The sequence below is a fragment of the Xanthomonas sacchari genome (genome assembly GCF_040529065.1).
GTDB classification, from domain to species: domain Bacteria; phylum Pseudomonadota; class Gammaproteobacteria; order Xanthomonadales; family Xanthomonadaceae; genus Xanthomonas_A; species Xanthomonas_A sacchari.
The window spans coordinates 1,266,084-1,284,777 of sequence record NZ_CP132343.1; the positions used below are offsets into that span (position 1 = coordinate 1,266,084).

At 72.3% G+C, this 18,694-nt stretch carries 17 protein-coding genes; 12 read left to right on the forward strand and 5 right to left on the reverse strand.

From position 1 onward, the window contains the following. Window positions 1-99 precede the first annotated feature (99 nt). A complete protein-coding gene (locus RAB71_RS05420; protein ID WP_234006538.1) occupies window positions 100-474 on the reverse strand; it encodes a helix-turn-helix domain-containing protein in 375 nt (124 codons plus the stop codon). 78 nt (window positions 475-552) lie between these two features. On the opposite strand from RAB71_RS05420, the gene RAB71_RS05425 reads away from it, so the two are divergent. The 3 genes from RAB71_RS05425 to RAB71_RS05435 are packed head-to-tail and all read left to right on the forward strand — an operon-like array spanning window position 553 to window position 3,209. Next, a complete protein-coding gene (locus RAB71_RS05425) occupies window positions 553-750 on the forward strand; it encodes a zinc-finger domain-containing protein (RefSeq protein ID WP_010344507.1) in 198 nt (65 codons plus the stop codon). A 10-nt stretch (window positions 751-760) separates the two neighbouring features. Then, window positions 761-1,873 (forward strand): glycosyltransferase, encoded by a 1,113-nt coding sequence (locus tag RAB71_RS05430; RefSeq protein WP_104609506.1) that lies wholly within the window; start codon window positions 761-763, stop codon window positions 1,871-1,873. Further along, entirely contained in the window at window positions 1,854-3,209 is a 1,356-nt protein-coding gene (locus RAB71_RS05435) for an O-antigen ligase (RefSeq protein ID WP_010344497.1), read from the forward strand. Before RAB71_RS05430 ends, RAB71_RS05435 begins: the two co-directional genes overlap by 20 nt. Before the next feature lie 4 nt (window positions 3,210-3,213). Here the strand turns inward: RAB71_RS05435 and RAB71_RS05440 are convergent, their stop codons facing one another. Next, complete coding sequence (locus RAB71_RS05440; protein ID WP_010344496.1) at window positions 3,214-4,161, reverse strand: LpxL/LpxP family Kdo(2)-lipid IV(A) lauroyl/palmitoleoyl acyltransferase; 948 nt, start codon at window positions 4,159-4,161, stop codon at window positions 3,214-3,216. Between the two features lie 103 nt (window positions 4,162-4,264). Between RAB71_RS05440 and waaA the strand changes: the two genes are divergently transcribed. After that, window positions 4,265-5,584 (forward strand): lipid IV(A) 3-deoxy-D-manno-octulosonic acid transferase, encoded by a 1,320-nt coding sequence (gene waaA, locus RAB71_RS05445; RefSeq protein ID WP_010344495.1) that lies wholly within the window; start codon window positions 4,265-4,267, stop codon window positions 5,582-5,584. A gap of 447 nt (window positions 5,585-6,031) precedes the next feature. On the opposite strand, the gene RAB71_RS05450 is transcribed toward waaA, so the two are convergent. From RAB71_RS05450 to RAB71_RS05460, 3 genes are all read right to left on the reverse strand, one after another. Then, window positions 6,032-7,393 (reverse strand): TolC family outer membrane protein, encoded by a 1,362-nt coding sequence (locus RAB71_RS05450; RefSeq protein ID WP_010344494.1) that lies wholly within the window; start codon window positions 7,391-7,393, stop codon window positions 6,032-6,034. A gap of 18 nt (window positions 7,394-7,411) precedes the next feature. Beyond that, entirely contained in the window at window positions 7,412-8,071 is a 660-nt protein-coding gene (locus tag RAB71_RS05455; protein ID WP_010344493.1) for a protein-L-isoaspartate O-methyltransferase, read from the reverse strand. Window positions 8,072-8,205: 134 nt separating this feature from the next. After that, entirely contained in the window at window positions 8,206-8,865 is a 660-nt protein-coding gene (locus RAB71_RS05460; RefSeq protein WP_029562330.1) for a TetR/AcrR family transcriptional regulator, read from the reverse strand. A gap of 220 nt (window positions 8,866-9,085) precedes the next feature. Here RAB71_RS05460 and RAB71_RS05465 point away from each other — a divergent pair, with 220 nt between their 5' ends. The 8 genes from RAB71_RS05465 to RAB71_RS05500 all read left to right on the forward strand — a co-directional run bounded on the left by RAB71_RS05465 (window position 9,086) and on the right by RAB71_RS05500 (window position 18,587). Beyond that, entirely contained in the window at window positions 9,086-9,742 is a 657-nt protein-coding gene (locus RAB71_RS05465) for a thermostable hemolysin (protein ID WP_010344491.1), read from the forward strand. Further along, window positions 9,739-11,232 (forward strand): AMP-binding protein, encoded by a 1,494-nt coding sequence (locus RAB71_RS05470; protein ID WP_010344490.1) that lies wholly within the window; start codon window positions 9,739-9,741, stop codon window positions 11,230-11,232. Before RAB71_RS05465 ends, RAB71_RS05470 begins: the two co-directional genes overlap by 4 nt. Then, the gene (locus tag RAB71_RS05475; RefSeq protein ID WP_010344488.1) at window positions 11,229-11,906 is read left to right on the forward strand and encodes a TenA family transcriptional regulator; all 678 of its coding nucleotides are present in this window, start codon (window positions 11,229-11,231) and stop codon (window positions 11,904-11,906) included. Before RAB71_RS05470 ends, RAB71_RS05475 begins: the two co-directional genes overlap by 4 nt. After that, window positions 11,906-12,724 carry an SDR family oxidoreductase gene (locus RAB71_RS05480; protein WP_010344486.1) on the forward strand — a complete coding sequence of 273 codons (819 nt, stop codon included), beginning with the start codon at window positions 11,906-11,908 and terminating at the stop codon, window positions 12,722-12,724. Before RAB71_RS05475 ends, RAB71_RS05480 begins: the two co-directional genes overlap by 1 nt. After that, on the forward strand, window positions 12,721-13,374 hold the full coding sequence (locus tag RAB71_RS05485; protein WP_010344485.1) for a tetratricopeptide repeat protein: 654 nt from the start codon (window positions 12,721-12,723) through the stop codon (window positions 13,372-13,374). The genes RAB71_RS05480 and RAB71_RS05485 overlap by 4 nt, the downstream gene beginning before the upstream one ends. 21 nt (window positions 13,375-13,395) lie before the next feature. After that, window positions 13,396-14,073 (forward strand): response regulator transcription factor, encoded by a 678-nt coding sequence (locus tag RAB71_RS05490; RefSeq protein WP_010344484.1) that lies wholly within the window; start codon window positions 13,396-13,398, stop codon window positions 14,071-14,073. Continuing rightward, window positions 14,070-15,467 (forward strand): ATP-binding protein, encoded by a 1,398-nt coding sequence (locus RAB71_RS05495; RefSeq protein WP_010344483.1) that lies wholly within the window; start codon window positions 14,070-14,072, stop codon window positions 15,465-15,467. Before RAB71_RS05490 ends, RAB71_RS05495 begins: the two co-directional genes overlap by 4 nt. Window positions 15,468-15,647: 180 nt before the next feature. Beyond that, window positions 15,648-18,587 (forward strand): ligand-binding sensor domain-containing diguanylate cyclase, encoded by a 2,940-nt coding sequence (locus tag RAB71_RS05500; RefSeq protein WP_234006539.1) that lies wholly within the window; start codon window positions 15,648-15,650, stop codon window positions 18,585-18,587. Window positions 18,588-18,694: the final 107 nt, after the last annotated feature.

Sequence of the window (18,694 nt, forward strand, 5' to 3'; positions counted from 1 at the left end):
TGTCGCAGTGCCATTCGCATCGCTGCGCGCGCGGCCGGCACAAAGGCCGCGCGAAGGAAGGCCAGGCACGAAGGCGGCGCCGGTGGCGCCGCGCCTCGTTCAGGCCATGCGCTTGCCCACCGGCAGCGGCAAGCTGTCGCCGTCGGTCTGGTTCAGCTTGGAGGGCTTGCCGGTCAGCAGCACATATGCGTCGACGCCGGTAAGTTCGGCGATCTTCAGCAAATGCCGGGCATTGGGAACCGAACGGTTGTTCTCCCAATGACCCAGCGTGCTATGCGCCACGCCCAACAAGGCGGCAAGCTCGCGCAGTGTGAAACCGGCATTTCGCCGCGCCTGCATCAAACGCACACCTATATCCACGAGACACCTCAAAGCGGCATGTCGGCGCCGCGTGATGCCAGCATAGTGGTGCGTTGGTTCCGTATCAAGCGAAGCGGAAAGGCGCGTGAAAGGACGGCCGGCGATCGCTGCCACCGCGGCCTCCGGGACCCGCGCCTGGCCCGGGACGGGCTGCTAGAATCGCCTGTCCCTTTTCGCCGTGTCCCCACCGCCATGAGCCATACCGCCACCGCGCCCGCCAATGCCCAGACGCGCTACGAGGTGCGCCGCGCCGACCTGCCGCTGAGCTGCCCGACGCCGGAGATGGCGCTGTGGAACTCGCATCCGCGGGTTTACCTGCCGATCGAGGACGAGCCGGGCCTGGAAGCCAAGTGCCCGTACTGCGGCGCGGTCTTTGTGCTGGTCGACTGACCCGGATTCGATGCACCGCCTGACCGTGGTGCAGTTGCTGCCGGCGCTGGAGTCCGGCGGCGTCGAGCGGTCCACGCTGGAAATCGCCCAGGCCCTGGTCGACGCCGGGCATCGCGCCGTGGTCGTGTCGGCCGGTGGCCGCCTGCTGCCGGCGCTGGCCGCCACCGGCGCCGAGCACATCGCCCTGGACATCGGCCGCAAGTCCCTGCTGACCCTGCGCCATGTGCCGGCGCTGCGGCGCCTGTTCGCGCGCGAGCGAGCGGACATCGTGCACGCGCGCTCGCGGCTGCCGGCCTGGCTGGGCTGGCGCGCGCTGCAGGGCATGCCGGCGGCGCAGCGCCCGCGCCTGGTCACCACCGTGCATGGGCTCAACTCGCCCAGCCGCTACAGCGCGGTGATGACCCGCGGCGAGCGGGTCATCTGCGTGTCCGAGACCGTACGCGCCTACGTGCTGCAGCACTATCCACAGACCGATCCGGCGCGCCTGCGGGTGGTGCCGCGCGGCATCGATCCGGTGCAGTTCCCGCGCCGTCCCTGGCCGGACGCGCAGGCGCGGGCCTGGGCCGCTGGCCAGGCGCCGGCGCTGGCCGGCAATGGGCCGCTGCTGTTGCTGCCGGGGCGCGGCACCCGCCTGAAGGGCCACGCCGACGCCCTGCGCCTGCTGGCGGCGCTGCGCGGCGAGGGCAGCGACGCGCGGCTGTGGCTGCCCGGCGCGCGCGAGCCCGGGCGCGACGCGTATGTGCGCGAGCTGGAGGCCGAGGCGGCATCGCTCGGCGTCGCCGGCGCGGTGGCGTTCACGCCGCCGACCGCCCGCATCGCCGAGGCCTATGCCGCCAGCGACCTGGTGCTGCAACTCTCGCGCAAGCCCGAGGCGTTCGGCCGCACCGTGGTCGAAGCGCTGGCGGTCGGGCGGCCGGTCCTGGGCTGGGCGCATGGCGGGGTCGGCGAACTGCTGGCGCAACTGCAGCCCGCCGGCGCCGTGGCGACGTTCGACGCCACGGCCCTGCAGGGCGCCGCGCGCGCGCTGCTGGCGCAACCACCGGCGCCGCCGGCCACGCTTCCCTATACGCTGCAGGCGATGCAGCGCAGCACCCTGGCGATCTATGACGAACTCCGGCCCTGATGGTTCCCTGTCCGCTTCTGCCCTGCCCGAGGTCCGCGAACGCTGGGCGCCGGTGTGGGTGCTGGTGTTCGTCGCGCTGTGGCCGGCGCCCGGCCTGGCCGCCGGCGTGCTGGCGCTGGGCGCCCTGGTCACCCTGGCGCGGCTGCTGCACAGCCGCTTCCGCGGCGGCGCGCGCCTGCTCAGCGGTCCGGCCTGGGCCCTGACCACGCTGCTGTTCCTCACCTACTGGCTGCCGCAGCCGCTGTCGGCGTTCGGCGCGGTGGACGTGGCGCTGGCCCTGCGCGAATCGGCGGTGGACCTGCGCTTCCTGCCGTTCCTGTGGCTGGTGGCGATGGCGGTGGCGACGCCGCGCGGGCGCCGCATCACCTTCAACGGCCTGGCGGTGATCGCGGCGATCTGGACCGTGGACGCGCTGGCGCAGGCACTGTGCGGCACCAGCCCGCTGTTCTGGTCGATGGACCAGCTGAAGTGGGCGATCAGCCACCACGGCCTGTGCACGCCGCAGGAGATCGCCCTGGCCGATCGCCTCAGCGGCGTGTTCGGCCCGTGCAACCTGAAGTTCGGCCAGGTGCTGGCCAGCGTCTCGCCGTTCCTGCTGTGGGTGGCCGCGCGCCGCGGCGGCGCCTGGGGCTGGCTGCTTGCGGCGGGCGCGGTGGGCGTGGTGCTGGTGCTGGCCGGATCGCGCGCGTCGTGGGTCACCTATGCGCTGCTGCTGGTGCTGTCGGGCTGGCGCCTGCTCGGCGCGCGCAAGCTGCTGGCGCTGGGCGTGGCCGCGCTGCTGGGCGCCGGGGTGCTGGGCGTGGTGTCGCCGCAGGTGCATGACCGCTTCGAGCGCACCGCGCGCGCGCTCAGCGGGCATCCGGCCGACCTCAACGCCGCCCTGACCGGGCGTGCGCAGATCTGGACGGCGGCCTGGTGCATGATCCGCCAGCACCCGATCAATGGCGTCGGCGTGCGCGGCTTCCGCGAGGCCTACGTCGGGTGCGATCCGGACCCGAGCCATGCCGGGGAATGGGGGCGCGAACCGGCGTTCCATGCCCACCAGATCGTGCTCGAGGTGCTCGCCGAGACCGGTGTGATCGGCCTGCTGCTGTGGCTGGCCGGTGCCGCGCAGGCGTGGCGCGCGTGGCGCTACGCGTCGGCGCAGGCGCGCGAACGCGCGCGGCCGGCCATGCAGGCGCTGCTGATCACGGTGTTCCCGTTCAACACCCACCTGGCCTTCTATTCGTCGTTCTGGGGCGCGCTGACCATGCTGCTGATCGGCCTGTACGCCGGTGCCCTGCTGGCGAACGACCCCGAACCGGGCGAACGCACCGACGCCGCGACGCCGGGGTGAGCGCTCAGCCGCGCTGGCGCTCGTAGAAGTCGCTGCGGCCGCCGGGCTGGCGCTTGAAGCGGCGGTGGATCCACAGATACTGCGCCGGCGCCTCGCGCACCATCGCCTCGATGGCGGCGTTGACCCGCGCGGTGTCGGCGACCATGTCTTCCGACGGAAAGTCTTCCAGCGGCGGCGCGATGCGCAGGATGTAGTCGGCGCCTTCGCGGCGGTGGAAGTACGGCACCACCGCGCAACCGGTCAGCCGCGCCAGCTGGTGGGTGGCGGTGATGGTGGCCGCGGGCATGCCGAAGAACGGTACGAACACCGTGTCCTTGCCGCGCATGTCCTGGTCCGGCGCGTACCACAGGAAGCCGCCGCGCTTGAGGTGGCGCACGCTGCCGCGCAGGTCCTCGTTGGCGAACATGGCGGTGGCGTAGCGCAGGCGGCCGCGCTTGACCGCCCATTCGAACACCGGATTGCGGTGGCGCCGGTACATGCCGGCCAGCGGCACGTGATCGCACAGCAGGCGGCCGCAGATCTCCAGGGTCATGAAGTGACCCGACACCAGCAGCACGCCGCGGCCTTGCGCCTGCAGCGCCTGCAGGTGTTCCAGGCCCTCGATGCGGGTGCGCCGGCGAATCGCGCCGATGCCGCCCCACCAGGCGCGGGCGAATTCGAACACGCCCACGCCCAGCGCGTCGAAGCTGTCGCGCAGCAGGCGCGCGCGCCAGGCCTCGCTCTGCTCCGGGAAGCATAATTTCAGGTTCACCTCGGCGGCATGGCGGCGGGTGCCGGCCAGGCGCAGCGCCAGCCAGCCGATGCCGCGGCCCAGTGCGCGCTGCAACAGCCACGGCAGGCGTGCGGCAATCACCGCCAGGCCGAGCAGCAGCCAGGTGGGCCAGTGGCGGGGCGAGCGTGGCGGCGGTGCGGCCTGGGTCGCGGACGCGGGCGGAGTGGGGGCGGCAGACATGCGCCAAGTTTAGCCGGGCACGCGCATGGCCGCGTCGGCGTGCACTGCTGGGGGCATGGCGATCGTCTGCCGCCGCCTGCGCGCAACCGGCTATGCTGTCCGGATGCGCAACGATTTCATCGAGCGGCTGCTGCGCGGCCTGTACTCGGCCGTGCTCTATCTGCTGCTGCCGGTCACCGTCTATCACCTGGTCTGGCGCGGCTTCCGCGTGCGCCAGTACTTCCAGCGCTGGGACGAGCGTTACGCCTCGTACTCGCAGGCGCGCGGACGCCCGCGGGTGTGGCTGCACGCGGTCTCGGTGGGCGAGGTCAACGTCGCCGCGCCGGTGGTCAATGCGCTGCGCGCGCAGCGCCCGGACATCCGCTGGGTGATCACCACCATTACCCCGACCGGCTCGGAGCGGGTGCGCGCGCTGTGGGGCGACGCGCTGGACCATGTGTACCTGCCCTACGACGTGCCCGGCAGCGTCGGCCGCTTCCTGCAGCATTTCCGCCCGAGCCTGGCGCTGATCCTGGAAACCGAACTGTGGCCGAACATGCTGTTCGGCTGCCGCGACCGCGGCATTCCGGTGTACGTGCTCAACGCGCGGCTGTCGGCGCGTTCGCTGCGCGGCTACCGCGTGCTGCGACCGCTGATCGGGCGCGCGCTGCGCACCGTCACCTGCGTGGCGGCGCAGTCGCAGGAGGACGCCGAGCGCTTCGTCGCGCTCGGCGCACGTGCCGAGCAGGTGCGCGCGCTGGGCAACCTGAAGTTCGACATCGCCGCGCCCGCGCACCTGCCGGAGGTCGTCGCCGCGTTCCGCGAGCGCGTGCCGGCGGCGCGCCCGGTGTGGATCGCCGCCAGCACCCACGACGGCGAGGAAGCGGCGGTGATCGAGATGCACCGGCAACTGCGCCGGCAGTGGCCGGACCTGCTGCTGCTGTGGGCGCCGCGGCATCCGGAACGCTTCGCAAAGGTCGAGGCGCTGGCGCGCGACCAGGGCTGGCGCGTGGCCACGCGCCGCCAGCAGCAATGGCCGGGTGCCGACGATGCGGTGTTCGTGATCGACACGCTGGGCGAGTTGATGGGCTTCTACGCCTGCGCGCAGGTCGCCTTCGTCGGCGGCAGCCTGCAGCCGATCGGCGGCCACAACCTGCTGGAGCCGGCGGCGGTCGGCACGCCGTCGGTCACCGGCCCGCACCTGCACAACTTCTCCGAAATCTCGCGGCGCATGCGCGAGGCCGGTGCGGTGGCCATCTGCGAGGATGCCGGCGCCGTGTGCGCGGCGCTGCAGTCCCTGCTGGGCGACGCGGAGGCGCGCAAGCAGATGGCCGAGGCCGGCTGCGCGCTGGTCGCCAACGGCCGCGGCGCGCTGCAACGGACCCTGCAACTGATCGCGCCGCATCTGCCGCCGTTGGCCGGCGAGGCGAGTGCGGAGGACTGATGCGCGTCGCGCAGGGATATGCGCATCTGTAGGAGCGGCTTCAGCCGCGACGGGCGTTCCTGGTAAAGCGTGTCGCGGCTGAAGCCGCTCCTGCGGTTTCTGCGCCAGCCTCCTTTCCCGTATCTCAGAAAGACCCGTGTGGAGCGACTTCAGTCGCGACGCATGACACTCTCCGTTCGCCTATTCCGCCCCTTCCATCGCGCAGCGCGTCGGGACTGAAGTCCCTCCTACAGTGGGGCTGGCGGATTGTCGTGTCGCGGTCAGAACGGCGTTCGCTTTGCCAGATGGCGGGCGACGCTGCACGGCGCGTGTCGCATTGCGACTGCGCACTCGTAGGAACGGCTTCAGCCGCGACCGTCAGGGGGGAACATCGCCGCCCGCGGCTCCCCAAAACAAAACGGCGGACCCGAAGGCCCGCCGTTTCGATGGATGCGCGCGCGAACGCGCTTACTGTGTGCTGGTGGAGTTGAGCTTGGATTCGGCGCTTTGGGTCAGCAGCGCGTTGATCGACTGCACCTCGGCCACGTCCAGCGAGCCGAGCGCCTGGCTCAGCAGCAGGCGGTTCTGCAGGAAGTTGTAGCGCGCCTGCGCGTAGGCCAGCTGCGCCTGGTACAGGGTGCGCTGGTTCTGCACCACGTCCAGCACGGTGCGGGTGCCTACTTCCAGGCCGACCTGCGAGGCGTCGAACGCGGCCTGCGCCGAGACCACCGCCAGGCGCCGCGCCTCGATCTCGCTGATCCCGGCCACTACCGTCTGGTAGGCGTTGCGGGTGTTGCGGTCGAGCGCACGCTTCTGCAGTTCGTAGGTGTCCTGGGCGATGTCGCGCTGCGCCAGCGCCTGGCGCACCGCCGACTGGGTGGCGCCGCCGGCGAAGATCGGGATGCTCAGGGTGACGCCGATGGTGTTGCTGTCGGCGCGCGGCGAATTGCTGCCGGAGACGCCGTCGCCCCAGGTCGCATCGCGGCCGGCGCTGGCCGACAGGTTCAGCGTCGGCAGGTGCCCGGCGCGCGCGGCCGAGACGCTGGCCTCGGCGGCCTGCACCTGGTACTGGTAGGAACGCAGCGACGGATTCTTGTCCAGCGCCGAGGCGATCAGGCTGTCGATGTCGCCGCCGGTGGCCGGCAGCTGCGGACGGAAATCCTCCGGCAGGCCGCGCAGGTCGCGCACGGGCTGGCCGGTGATCTCGGTCAGCGCCTGGTACAGGTCCTGCAGCGAGTTGCGCGCGGTGATCGTGTCGGCGCGGGCCTGGTCGTACTCGGCGCGGGCTTCGTGCACGTCGGTGATCGGCGCCAGGCCCACTTCCAGGCGCTTGTCGGCGTAGTCGAACTGCTTCTTGGCGGCGGCTTCGTTGGTCTCGGCGGCGACCAGCGACTCGATCGCCACCAGCACGTTGAAGTAGGCCGCCGAGGTGCGCACGATCAGGTCGTCGTTGGCCGAATCCAGGGTGTAGTCGGCGGCCAGGCTGCGCGCCTTCTGCGCGCGCAGGTTGGAGAACTGCGCGAAGTTGACCAGGGTCTGCTGGCCCTGCACGGCGTAGCTGCGGCTCTTGCTGGTGCCGGCCAGTTCGCCGGTGCCGCGCTCGATCTCGCTATGGCTGCGCTGCAGCGATGCGCTGCCGTTGATCTGCGGCAGCAGTGCGGCGCGCGCCTGCACCTCGCCCTCCTTGTCGTACAGCCGGGTCGATTCCGCGGAGGCCAACTGCGGGTCGCTGTTGCGGGCCATTTCGTAGACTTGCAGCAGGTCCGTGGCGTTGGCGGCCAGCGGAAACAGCGCGGCGGCCAGCGCCAGGACGAGGGATCGGCGGATCATTGCGGCTTCCTTGATGGATCAGAATGTGAACTGGGGGACTGGCGCTGCGCCTCGCAGGTAGTACGCCAGGTCGGTTTCGAACAGCGATTCCGTGCGCGGCGCGCCGGCCTCGGCATGCACCAGTACCGCTTCCATGACCGGCGCGCGGCCGCGGATCGCGAACAGGCGCCCGCCGGGACGCAGCCAGGCCAGGAACTGCGCCGGGATCTCGGTGACCGCGGCGGTGACGCAGACCACGTCGAAGCGGCGCTCGCTGTTCCAGGCGAAGGCGTCGGCGGTCTCGATGCGGACGTTGCTGCCCAGGCCGGCGGCGTCCAGGTTGGCGCGCGCGGCGGCGGCCAGGGCCGGCTCGATCTCAAGGCTGACCACTTCGCGGCCGAGCTCGCCCAGGCAGGCGCTGACGAAGCCGCTGCCGGTACCGATCTCGAGCACGTCCTCGCCCGGCTGCAGGTCCAGGGCCTGCAGCATGCGGCCTTCGATGACCGGCTTCATCATGAACTGGCCGTGGCCCAGCGGAATTTCCAGGTCGGCGTAGGCCACGGCGCGGTGGGCCGGCGGCACGAAGGTCTCGCGCGGCAGCCGCGACAGCACGTCGAGCACGCGCAGGTCCAGCACGTCCCAGGGACGGACCTGCTGTTCCACCATCTTTTCGCGGGCTTGGGAGTAGTCGATCGTCATTTCGGGCATCCAACGCGGAGGGCCGGGCATTTTAGCCGGCACGGAGGCCGGGCGTATGCCGCAGCATCGCCGCCGGACGGCCCGGCGCGCAGTGCCGGAAGTCATCGGCGCCGGGGAACGGCCGGGCGGCCGGGCTAGCGCACCGCATAGGCACGCAGGAAGAAGTCGATGCTGGCCTCGACATGGGCGCGGACCCGCTCCTGGCTGGCGTCGCGGCACAGGCCGCACATCATCAGCGAGTGCAGCTCGCCCTTGACCAGGCAGAAGAACTGCGAGGCGGCCAGGTCCAGGTCGGCGATGTCCAGTTCGCCGGCGGCGACGTGGGCCTGCAGCAACCTGGCCAGGTCCTGCTGGGTGCGCTTGGGGCCGGCATTCCAGAACATCTCGCGGACGTGGTCGTCGCCGGTGCCGGGGGTCAGCATCATGCGGTGGGTGGCCATCGCCGCCTCGCTGCTGATCATGGCGAAGAACGCCTGGCCGATGTCCAGCAACTGGGTGCGCAGGGGGCCCTTGAGCGCGTGCCCGAACAGGTCGTCCGGCAGCAGCGCCTGGCATTGCGCGCGCACCGCCTCGGCGAACAGGGTCTCCTTGTCGCCGTAGTGGCTGTAGACGGTGAGCTTGGAGACGCCGGCGCGGGCGGCGATGCCGTCCATGCTGACCCCGCCGAAGCCCAGTTCGGTGAACATCTCCCGGGCCGCTTCCAGGATCGCGGCGCGTTTGCCCATGTCCTTGGGGCGGCCGGGTCCGGCGGGGCGGGAGGAGGGCTTGGCGGCGGCGGGCGATTTGCTGACCATGGTGGCAATACTAGACCAGTCGGTTCGATATTTATACTAGACCCGCTGGTTCATTATTGTGACGCTGCGTTCGGCCGGCGTCGTGGACCGGGCAGGGCAGGCGCCGGTCGGCCTGTCGCGGCGCGGCGGCACCGCCGTCCAATGCTTTGCTTATGCGCGGCTTACATTTGCCTAACATCGGGCTCATGGTCGCCTAATCGGCGGCCCCGACGATGCCGCCATGGCCATTGTCCCGCTCTCCGCCGCTTCCGGTTTCCGCTTCGCCGACCCCGTGCTGGTGGATGCCCTGCATCCCGACCGCGCGCAGGTCGAAGCCTTCATCGCCGGTGTCTACCGCGAGCGCTACGGCGCGGTCCTGCGCGGTTTCCTCCCGCACCTGCTCGCCTACCACGGCGCCGACGGGCGCCTGCAGGCCGCGCTGGGCCTGCGCTGCGCCAGCGAGGGGCCGCTGTTCGTCGAGCAGTACCTGGCGCAGCCGGCCGAGCTGGCGATCGCCGAGCGGATGCCGCGGCGGGTGGTGCGCAGCGAACTGGTGGAGGTGGGCAATTTCGCCGCCGAGCACGCCGGCGATGCGCGGGCGATGATCCGCGCACTGACCTGCACCCTGCATGGCGCGGGCCTGCGCTGGGTGCTGTTCGTGGCGACCCGGCAACTGCGCAACGCTTTCGACCGCCTGCATCTGGCGACCGTGGAGCTGGGCGAGGCGCGCGGCCAGGACCTGCGCGACGATCCCAGCGACTGGGGCGACTACTACGCGGCGCAGCCGCGGCTGATGTTCGGCGACATCGCCGCCGGGCATACCTTCCTGCAGCGTGAGGCGGAACCACGCCATGGCGTGCTGCCGACCTTCCGCGCCTGCCTGGCGGGGGCGCCGTGAGCGCGCCCGGCGTCGCCGACCTGCTGGCCGGCTTGCGCGGCGGCGACGCGCGCGTGCTTTACGCCGATGGGGCGCTGCCCGAGCGCGATCTGCTCGAGCGCGCCCGGCGCCTGGCCGATGCGCTGCAGGGGCATGGGTTGCATTGCGTCGCCAGCCGCCTGGACAACGGCCCCGAGTGGCTGCTGCTGGACCTGGCGATCCGCCTGGGTGGCGGCGTGCACGTGCCGCTGCCGACCTTCTTCAGTCCGGCGCAGGTGCAGTACGCACTGGCCAGCAGCGGTGCGCAGGGGCTGATCGCGGCGCCGGGTCCGGCGCTGGCCGGTCTCGATGGCGAGGCGCTGCGCCTGCCGGAGCTGGGCCTGGCGTGCCGGCGCCTGGCGCAAGCGCCGGTGGCCCTGCCTGCGGGCACCGGCTGCATCACCTACACCTCCGGCACCACCGGCCAGCCCAAGGGGGTGTGCCTGAGTGCCGAGGCGCTGCTGCAGGTGGCCGGCTCGCTGGCCGACGCGGCCTCGGCGCTGGCGCCGCGCCGGCACCTGTGCCTGATGCCGCTGTCGACGCTGCTGGAAAACGTCGGCGGCCTGTACGCGCCGCTGCTGTCCGGCGCGCAGATCGCGCTGCCGTCGCTGGCCGAGATCGGCTACAGCGGCGCTGCCGGCCTGGACATTCCGACCCTGATCGCCTGCCTGCACCGCTACCAGCCGCACAGCGTGATCCTGGTGCCGCAGTTGCTGCTGGGGCTGGTCATGGCCGCCGAGCGCGGCGTGCCGCTGCCCGCCTCGTTGCGCTACCTGGCGGTCGGCGGTGGCCGCGTCGGCCCGGGCCTGTTGCGCCGTGCGGCGGCGCTGCAGTTGCCGGTGTTCGAAGGCTACGGCCTGACCGAGTGCGCCTCGGTGGTGGCCTTGAACCGGCCCGAGGCGCAGCGCCTGGGCAGCGTCGGGCGGCCGCTGCCGCATGCGCGGGTGCAGGTGGTCGATGGCGAACTGCAGGTCGAAGGCGTGCGTTGCCTGGGCTACCTGGGCGCCCCCGGCCCGGCGCCGGGGCCGATCGCCACCGGCGACCTGGGCCATGTCGACGCCGATGGCTTCGTGCACATCACCGGCCGCCGCAAGCATGTGTTCATCACCGCGTTCGGCCGCAACGTCTCGCCGGAGTGGGTGGAAAGCGAGTTGCTGCAGCATCCGCTGATCGCGCAGGCGGTGGTGTGCGGCGAGGCGCGCGCGCACAACCTGGCGGTGCTGTGGCCGCGCCGCGCCGGCGAAGACGACGCCGCGCTGCAAGGGGCGCTGGCCGAGGTCAATGCCGGCCTGCCCGATTACGCCCGCGTCGCCGGCTTCGTGCGCGCCGCCGCGCCGTTCAGCGCCGCCGACGGCCTGCTCACCGGCAACGGCCGCCCGCGCCGCGACGCCATTCTGCAGCGCTACGCCGACGCCGTGGCGCAGCGCTACGCCGAACTCGAACCCGATCCCGCCCCAGGAGCCTTCCAATGAGTTTCCATGCCCGGCTGCTCGCCGAGACCCAGGCCGAACGCGCCGACCTGATCGCCATTCCGATCATCCAGACCGCCCTGGCCGGGCAGATCGCCCGCGCCGACTACGTCGCCTTCCTGGGCCAGGCCTATCACCACGTGCGCCACACCGTGCCGTTGCTGATGGCCTGCGGCGCGCGCCTGCCGGCGCGGCTGGAGTGGCTGCGCAGCGCGGTGGCCGAGTACATCGAGGAAGAGCTGGGCCACCAGGAGTGGATCCTCGACGACCTGGCCGCCTGCGGCGCCGACCGTGCCGCGGCCGCGGCGTCGATGCCCTCGGCGGCGACCGAGCTGATGGTGGCCTACGCCTACGACACCATCGCCCGCGGCAATCCGGTGGGCTTCTTCGGCATGGTGCTGGTGCTGGAAGGCACCAGCGTGGCGCTGGCCACGCGCGCGGCCGAGAGCATCGAGACCTCGCTGGGCCTGCCGCGCAACGCCTTCAGCTACCTGCGCTCGCACGGCGACCTGGATATCGAGCATGCCGGCTTCTTCGAAGGCCTGATGGACCGCCTCGACGACGCCGACGACCAGCGCGCCGTGGTGCACGCGGCCAAGCGCTTCTACGGCCTGTACGGCGACATCTTCCGCAGCCTGCGCGTACAGCCGGCGCTGCCCATGGCGGAGGCCGCATGATGGATCTCAACGGACGCAGCGTGATTCTCACTGGCGCCAGCGGCGGCATCGGCGCCGCCCTGTGCGACGAACTGGTGGCCGCCGGCGCCTGCGTGCTGGCGGTCGGCCGCGACCCGGTGCGGCTGGCGCAGGTCGCCGGCCGGCATCCGCAGGGGCGGGTGCTGCCGCTGCCGCTGGACCTGTCCACGCCGGCCGGGCGCGCGCAGTTGCTCGGCGCCGCCGCGGCCTTGCCGATCCGTCCGTCGCTGCTGCTGATCGCGCATGCGCAGAGCGGTTTCGGCCTGTTCGCCGAGCAGTCCGAGCAGGATCTGCGGCAACTGCTGGACACCAACCTGATGGCGCCGATGTTGCTGGTGCGCGCGCTGCTGCCGTTGCTGCAGGCGCAGCCGCAGGCCACGGTGGTGGCGGTCGGCTCGACCTTCGGCAGCCTGGGGTTCCCCGGTTTCGCCGGCTACAGCGCCAGCAAGTTCGGCCTGCGCGGCCTGTTCGAGGCGCTGGCGCGGGAGTACGCCGACAGCCATGTGCGTTTCCAGTACCTGGCGCCGCGCGCCACCCGCACCGCGTTCAATACCGCGCAGGTGGATGCGATGAACCAGGAGCTGAAGGTCGGCGCCGATACGCCCGAGCGGGTGGCGCGCGCGCTGCGTCAGGCGATCGAACGTGGCGACCGGCGCCTGCAGATCGGCTGGCCGGAAAAGCTCTTCGCCCGCCTCAACGGCGCCTTGCCGGGGCTGGTGGACCGCAGTTTGAAAGCGCAGTTGCCCGTAGTGCGCCGGCATGCCGCGCGCGCTCCTTCCCGATTTGGAGATGCCCGATGAAGGTCCGTCTGCGTGCGCTGTCATTGTTGCTTGCGCTGTTGCCGCTGGGGGCGGCCGCTGCCGCGCCACTGAACCCGGCGGTGGCCGCGGTGCGCGACCAGTGGGCGCAGGTCGCCTACCAGACGCCGAAGCCGCAGCGCCTGCAGGCCTACGCCCGCCTCGCCACGCAGGCGGGCGTGGCCCGGCAGGCGTCGCCCCGGGATCCGGCGGCGCTGATCTGGGAGGGCATCGTGCTGTCCAGCGAGGCCAACGAGCGCGGCGGACTCGGCGCGCTCGCCCTGGTCAAGCGCGCCCGCAGCGATTTCGAGCAGGCGCTGGCGCTGGACCCGGCCGCCTTGAACGGCGCCGGCTGCACCAGCCTGGGCGCGCTGTACTACCAGGTGCCCGGCTGGCCGGTCGGCTTCGGCGACGACGCCAAGGCGCGGACCTTGTTGCAGCAGGGCCTGCAGTACGATCCGGACGGCATCGACGCCAACTACTTCTACGGCGATTTCCTGCGCGCACAGAAGGACTGGAGCGGCGCTGCCGCGGCCTTGCGCAAGGCCCTGGCGGCACCGCCGCGGCCCGGGCGCGAGGTGGCCGACCACGGCCGCCGCCAGCAGATCCAGGCGGCGTTGCGCGAGGTCGAGCCGCATCTTGCCAGCCGCTGAGCCGCCGCCCACACTGCGGCCATGCGCATCCTGCTGGTGGAAGACGATCTGTCGCTGGGAGAAGGCATCCGCACCGCGTTGCGCCGCGCCGCCTATTCGGTGGACTGGGTGCAGGACGGTGCCGCTGCGCTGGCCGCGATCGGCGATGGCGAGATCGACCTGGTGCTGCTGGACCTGGGGCTGCCGCGGATGGACGGGCTGGAGGTGATCCGGCGCACCCGCCAGCTCGGCGCCGACGTGCCGATCCTGGTGCTCAGCGCGCGCGAACGGCCGGCCGATCGCGCGCTGGGCCTGGACGTGGGCGCCGACGATTACCTCGGCAAGCCCTTCGACACCACCGAACTGCTGGCGCGCACGCGTGCGCTGCTGCGGCGCAGCGCCGGCCGCGCCACGCCGCAGCTGGAGATCGGTGCGCTGCACCTGGACCCGGAGCGCCTGGCGGTGCGCTGGCGCGGCCGTGCGCTGGACCTGACCCGACGCGAGTTCGCCCTGCTGTGGCTGTTGGCCGAGCGCCACGGCCGTGCCATCGCCCGCGATTCGATCCAGCAGCGGCTGTACGGCTGGGACGAGGACGTGGCCAGTAACGCGGTGGACGTGCACGTGCACCAGTTGCGGCGCAAGCTCGATCCGGCGCTGATCCGCACCGTGCGCGGGGTCGGCTACGCGCTCGACACCCAGGCCGCGACGGCCGCGCCATGAGCTCGATGCGGCGACGCTTGCTGGGCGGCCTGCTCGGTGTGGTGGTGCCGGTGTTCGCGCTGACCGCGCTGCTGAGCTACCGCGCCGGCCTGCAGGAGGCCGGCGAGATGTTCGACGCCAAGCTGGTGCAGTCCTCGCGGGTACTGATGAGCCTGGTCGACGAGCCGCTGGACGATCTGTCGCGGCTGGGGCCGGCCGGCGATGCCATCGTGATCCGCGGCTGGCATGGCCAGGCGCAGGGCGTGGGCGAGGCGCTGGCGTTCCGCACCGGGCACGCCTACGAAAGCAAGCTGGCGTTCCAGGTACGCGACGGCAACGGCCATCTGCTGCTGCGCTCGGACAGCGGGCCGACCCGGCAACTGGCGCCGCTGCGCGCCGGCTTCGCCGACGTGACCCTGGAAGGCGACCGCTGGCGCACCTTCAGCCTGCGCTCGCCGGGCGGGCGCTGGTTCCAGACCGGCGAGCAGGCCGATATCCGCGAGGAGCTGGCAGAGGACATCGCGCTGGGCACGGCCTTGCCGCTGCTGCTGGCGCTGCCGGTGCTGGTGGTGCTGGTGTGGCTGCTGGTGAACTGGGCCAGCGGCGCGTTGAGCCGGGTGTCGCAAGAGATCGGCGAGCGCGACCCGCAGCGGCTGGAGCCGCTGCCGCTGCGGGGCGTGCCGCGCGAGATCCTCGGCCTGGTCGCCGCGGTCAACGGGCTGATGCGGCGCCTGCAGACCGCGCTGGAGCGCGAACGCCGCTTCATCGCCGACGCCGCGCACGAGCTGCGCACCCCGATCGCCGCGCTGAAGGTGCACGCCGACAACCTGCGGCAGGCCCGCGATGCCGACGAGCGCGCCGACTCGCAGCGGCACCTGGACGCCAGCGTGCGCCGGGTGGAGCGGCTGGTCGCGCAGTTGCTGACCCTGAGCCGGGTCGAGCCGGGGGCTGCCGCCGCGCCGCTGGTGCCGTTGGCGCTGGACGCGCTGGTGGCGCTGCAGGTGGAGGAGGCGCACGACCTGGCAGCGCGCCGCGGCCAGCACCTGCACCTGCGCCGCAACGACCCGGCACGGCTGCCGGCCAACGAGGCGGCGCTGTCGGCGCTGGTGCGCAACCTGATCGACAACGCGTTGCGCTACGCGCCGCCGCAGGGCCAGGTCGAGGTGGCGCTGTGCGCCGGGCGCGACGCGGTCTGCTTCAGCGTGGAGGATTCCGGCCCCGGCATCCCGGCCGAGGCGCGCGAGCGGGTGTTCGCGCGCTTCCACCGCGAACTGGGCAGCGGCGTGGAGGGCAGCGGCCTGGGCCTGGCGATCGTGCGCGAGGTGGTGAGCGCGCACGGCGGCGAGGTGACCCTGGACACCTCCCCGGCCCTGGGCGGCCTGCGCGTCTGCGTGACCCTGCCGCTGCCGCCGTGAATCCAGCCTGGGCGTCAGGAACACCCTGACATCGGCGCCGAACAGGTGGTGATAGATTAGCCATCTGCCCACAGGGGGGTACCCGCGCGCCGTTACCGGTGTGATTCGGAAAGGATGGAACAGGGGGATCGGCGTCACGATATTCGCGACGGCGCGTACGCGCTGTGTCGCCGCCTGGGCGTGGGTCTTTGCCTGTTGCTGGCGTTGTGCTGCGCCAGTGTCGTCGCGCGCGCCGAACCGGCCGCGCCGCTGACCGAGCGCGCGGTGCTCGAGCGCCCGGTGATCGCGCGCTGGACCATGCAAGAAGGGTTGCCGCACAACCTGGTGCACGCGCTGGCGCAGGACCGCGACGGCATGATCTGGGTCGGCACCTGGGAGGGCGTAGCGCGTTTCGACGGCCGCGCCTTCACCGTCTTCGATCGGCAGAACACGCCGGGCATGGAGTTGTCCGGGGTGTTCGCGCTGCTCGCCGACGCCGACGGCGGCATGCTGGTCGGCACCGCCTACGACGGCGTGTTCCGCTATGCCGCCGGGCGTTGGGAGCATCTGGGCGATGCGCGCGCGCAACGGCTGCGGGTCACCGCCATGCTGCGCGATGCCGATGGCGGGCTGTGGGTGGGCAGCGAGGACGGCCTGTTCCGGATCGAGGCCGACGGCCACCTGGTCGATGCCGGCGCCGCCGCGGGGTTGGGCAGGACCCGCATTGCCGCGCTGCTGCGCTACCGCGACGCGGTGCTGGTGGGCACGCCGCAAGGGCTGTTCCGGCTGACCGCGCATGGCACGCGCGCGCAGCGCTGGGGGGCGGCGGCGATGCGCACGGCGTCGATCCGGCGCCTGGCCCCCGACTGCCACGGCGGCCTGCTGGCAGCCAGCGACGAGGGCGTGTTCTGGCTCGGCGCCGATGACAGCCTGCAATGGCTGCGGCGCGGCCAGCGCGTCGATGCCGCGCTGCAGGACCGCGACGGCCACCTGTGGATGAGCCTGTCCAGCGGACAACTGCTGCGGCGCGCCGGCAACGGCGCCAGCGACGAAGTGCTGTCGATTTCCGGCGTGGTCAGCCCGGCGCTGATCGAGGATCACGAAGGCCTGGTCTGGGCCGGCAGTACCGAAGGCCTGTTCCGCGTCGCCAAGGGCGACGCCGGCGGCCTGACCCGCCAGGACGGGCTGGGCAGCGACTACGTGCGCGTGGTCCAGCAGAACGCCGATGGCGCGATCTGGATCGGCCATGCCGCCGGTCTCGACCGCTGGCAGGGCGGCCGCATCCATGCGGTGCGATTGAGCGAGCGCGCGGGCCGCGATCCGTCGGTGCTGGCGCTGGCCGCCGCGCGCGACGGCGGCATGTGGGTCGGCACCTACGACCAGGGCGTGCTGCTGCTGTCGGCCGACGGCAGCATCCGGCAGCGCCTGGGCGTGGCCGCGGGCGTGCCGCGGAGCATGGTGCGCGCGCTGCTGGCCGACGCCGACGGCGGCCTGTGGATCGGCGGCAACGAGGGGCTGCTGTACCGCAAGGGCGATCGCACGCGGGCCTACGGCAGCGCCGACGGTTTGCCGGGGCGGCAGGTGCAGGCGCTGTACCGCGACCGCGCCGGCGTGCTGTGGATCGGCACCAGCCAGGGCATCGCCACGCTCGCCGCGGACGGCACGCTGCGGGCGCGGCCGAGCGGCCACGGCTTCCCGGCGCAGAACGCCTTCGACTTCCTCGAAGATGCCGACGGCACGATGTGGGTCGCCAGCGACCGCGGCCTGCTGCGGCTGCGCGGCGGGCAGTGGCGCATCTACGACCACAGCGTCGGCCTGCCGCGCGACAAGCTGTTCCGGTTGCTCGACGACGGCAACGGCAACCTGTGGGCCAACAGCAATCGCGGGGTGCTGCGCATCGCGCGTGCGCGTCTGGCGGAACTGGACGCCGGCCAGCGCAGCACCCTGGCGGTGGACGTGGTCGATCGCAGCGACGGCATGCCCAGCGTGCAGGGTAACGGCAGCACCGCGCCGGCCGGTTGGCGCAGCCGCGACGGGATATTGCTGATCCCGACCTCGGCCGGCCTGGGGCTGATCGATCCGGCGCTGCCGAGCCGGCGCGACGTGCGTGCGCCGCCGCTGGTGATCTCGCACGTGCAGGTGGATGGCGTGGCGCAGCCGCTGCGGGGCGAGTACCGCCTGCACGGCGGCGTCGCCCGGCTCGCGGTCGGCTATGCCGGGCTCAGCTTCCGCTCGCCGGACAAGGTGCGCTACCGCTACCGCCTGCAGGGATTCGACCGCCAGTGGGTCGATGCCGGCAGCAACGAGGAGGCCGTCTACACCAACCTGCCGTCGGGCAGCTATCGCCTGGACGTGCAGGCGATGACCAGCCCGCTGGACTGGTCGCGCAGCGAGCGCATCGGCAGCGCCTCGCTGCAGTTGCAGTTGGTGCCGCCGTTCTGGGAGCGCTGGCCGTTCGTGGTGCTGGTGGCGCTGTGCGCGACCGGCCTGATCCTGTGGTGGTATCGCGGCCGCAGCCATCGCTACCGGCGCCGCCAGCGTCGCCTCAACACCATCATCGCCGAGCGCACCCACGAGCTGAAGGCCAAGAACCTGGCCTTGAAGCTGGCCAACCTCGAACGCGAGGATCTGGTGCGCAAGCTCGCCTACCAGGCCGGCCACGATGCCCTGACCGGCCTGCCCAACCGGCGCACCGGCGATCCCTACCTCAACGCGGCGCTGGAGCGGGCGCTGAGCACGCGCACGCCCCTGTGCGTGGCGCTGCTGGACATCGACCATTTCAAGAAGATCAACGACGCGCACGGCCACGAGATCGGCGACGAGGTGCTGCGCCGGGTCGGCGAGGCGCTGCGCGCCAGCCTCGGCGAGCAGGCGTTCGCCGCGCGCCATGGCGGCGAGGAGTTCCTGCTGGTGCTGCCCGGCCTGGACCAGGAACCGGCGCGTGCGCGCCTGGATGCGTTGCGCGTGCGCATCGCCGACCTGGTGCTGTACGACGACGACGGGCGCGCAGTGCGCTTCACCGCCAGCATCGGCTTCGCCTGCGTGTCGCCGGCCCTGCGCACGCGCCGCGACCTGCTGGTGAAGGCCGACAAGCTCCTGTACCAGGCCAAGCGCGAAGGCCGCGATCGGGTGGTCGGCTAGGGCGCTGTCGCCACATGGACGCAGCGCGCCGGGTGCGCGGCGACGCAGGTTGCGTGGGGTTAGCGCGCGCAGGCGCCAGGTAGGCGCCGCGAAGAGAGTGGTATTCC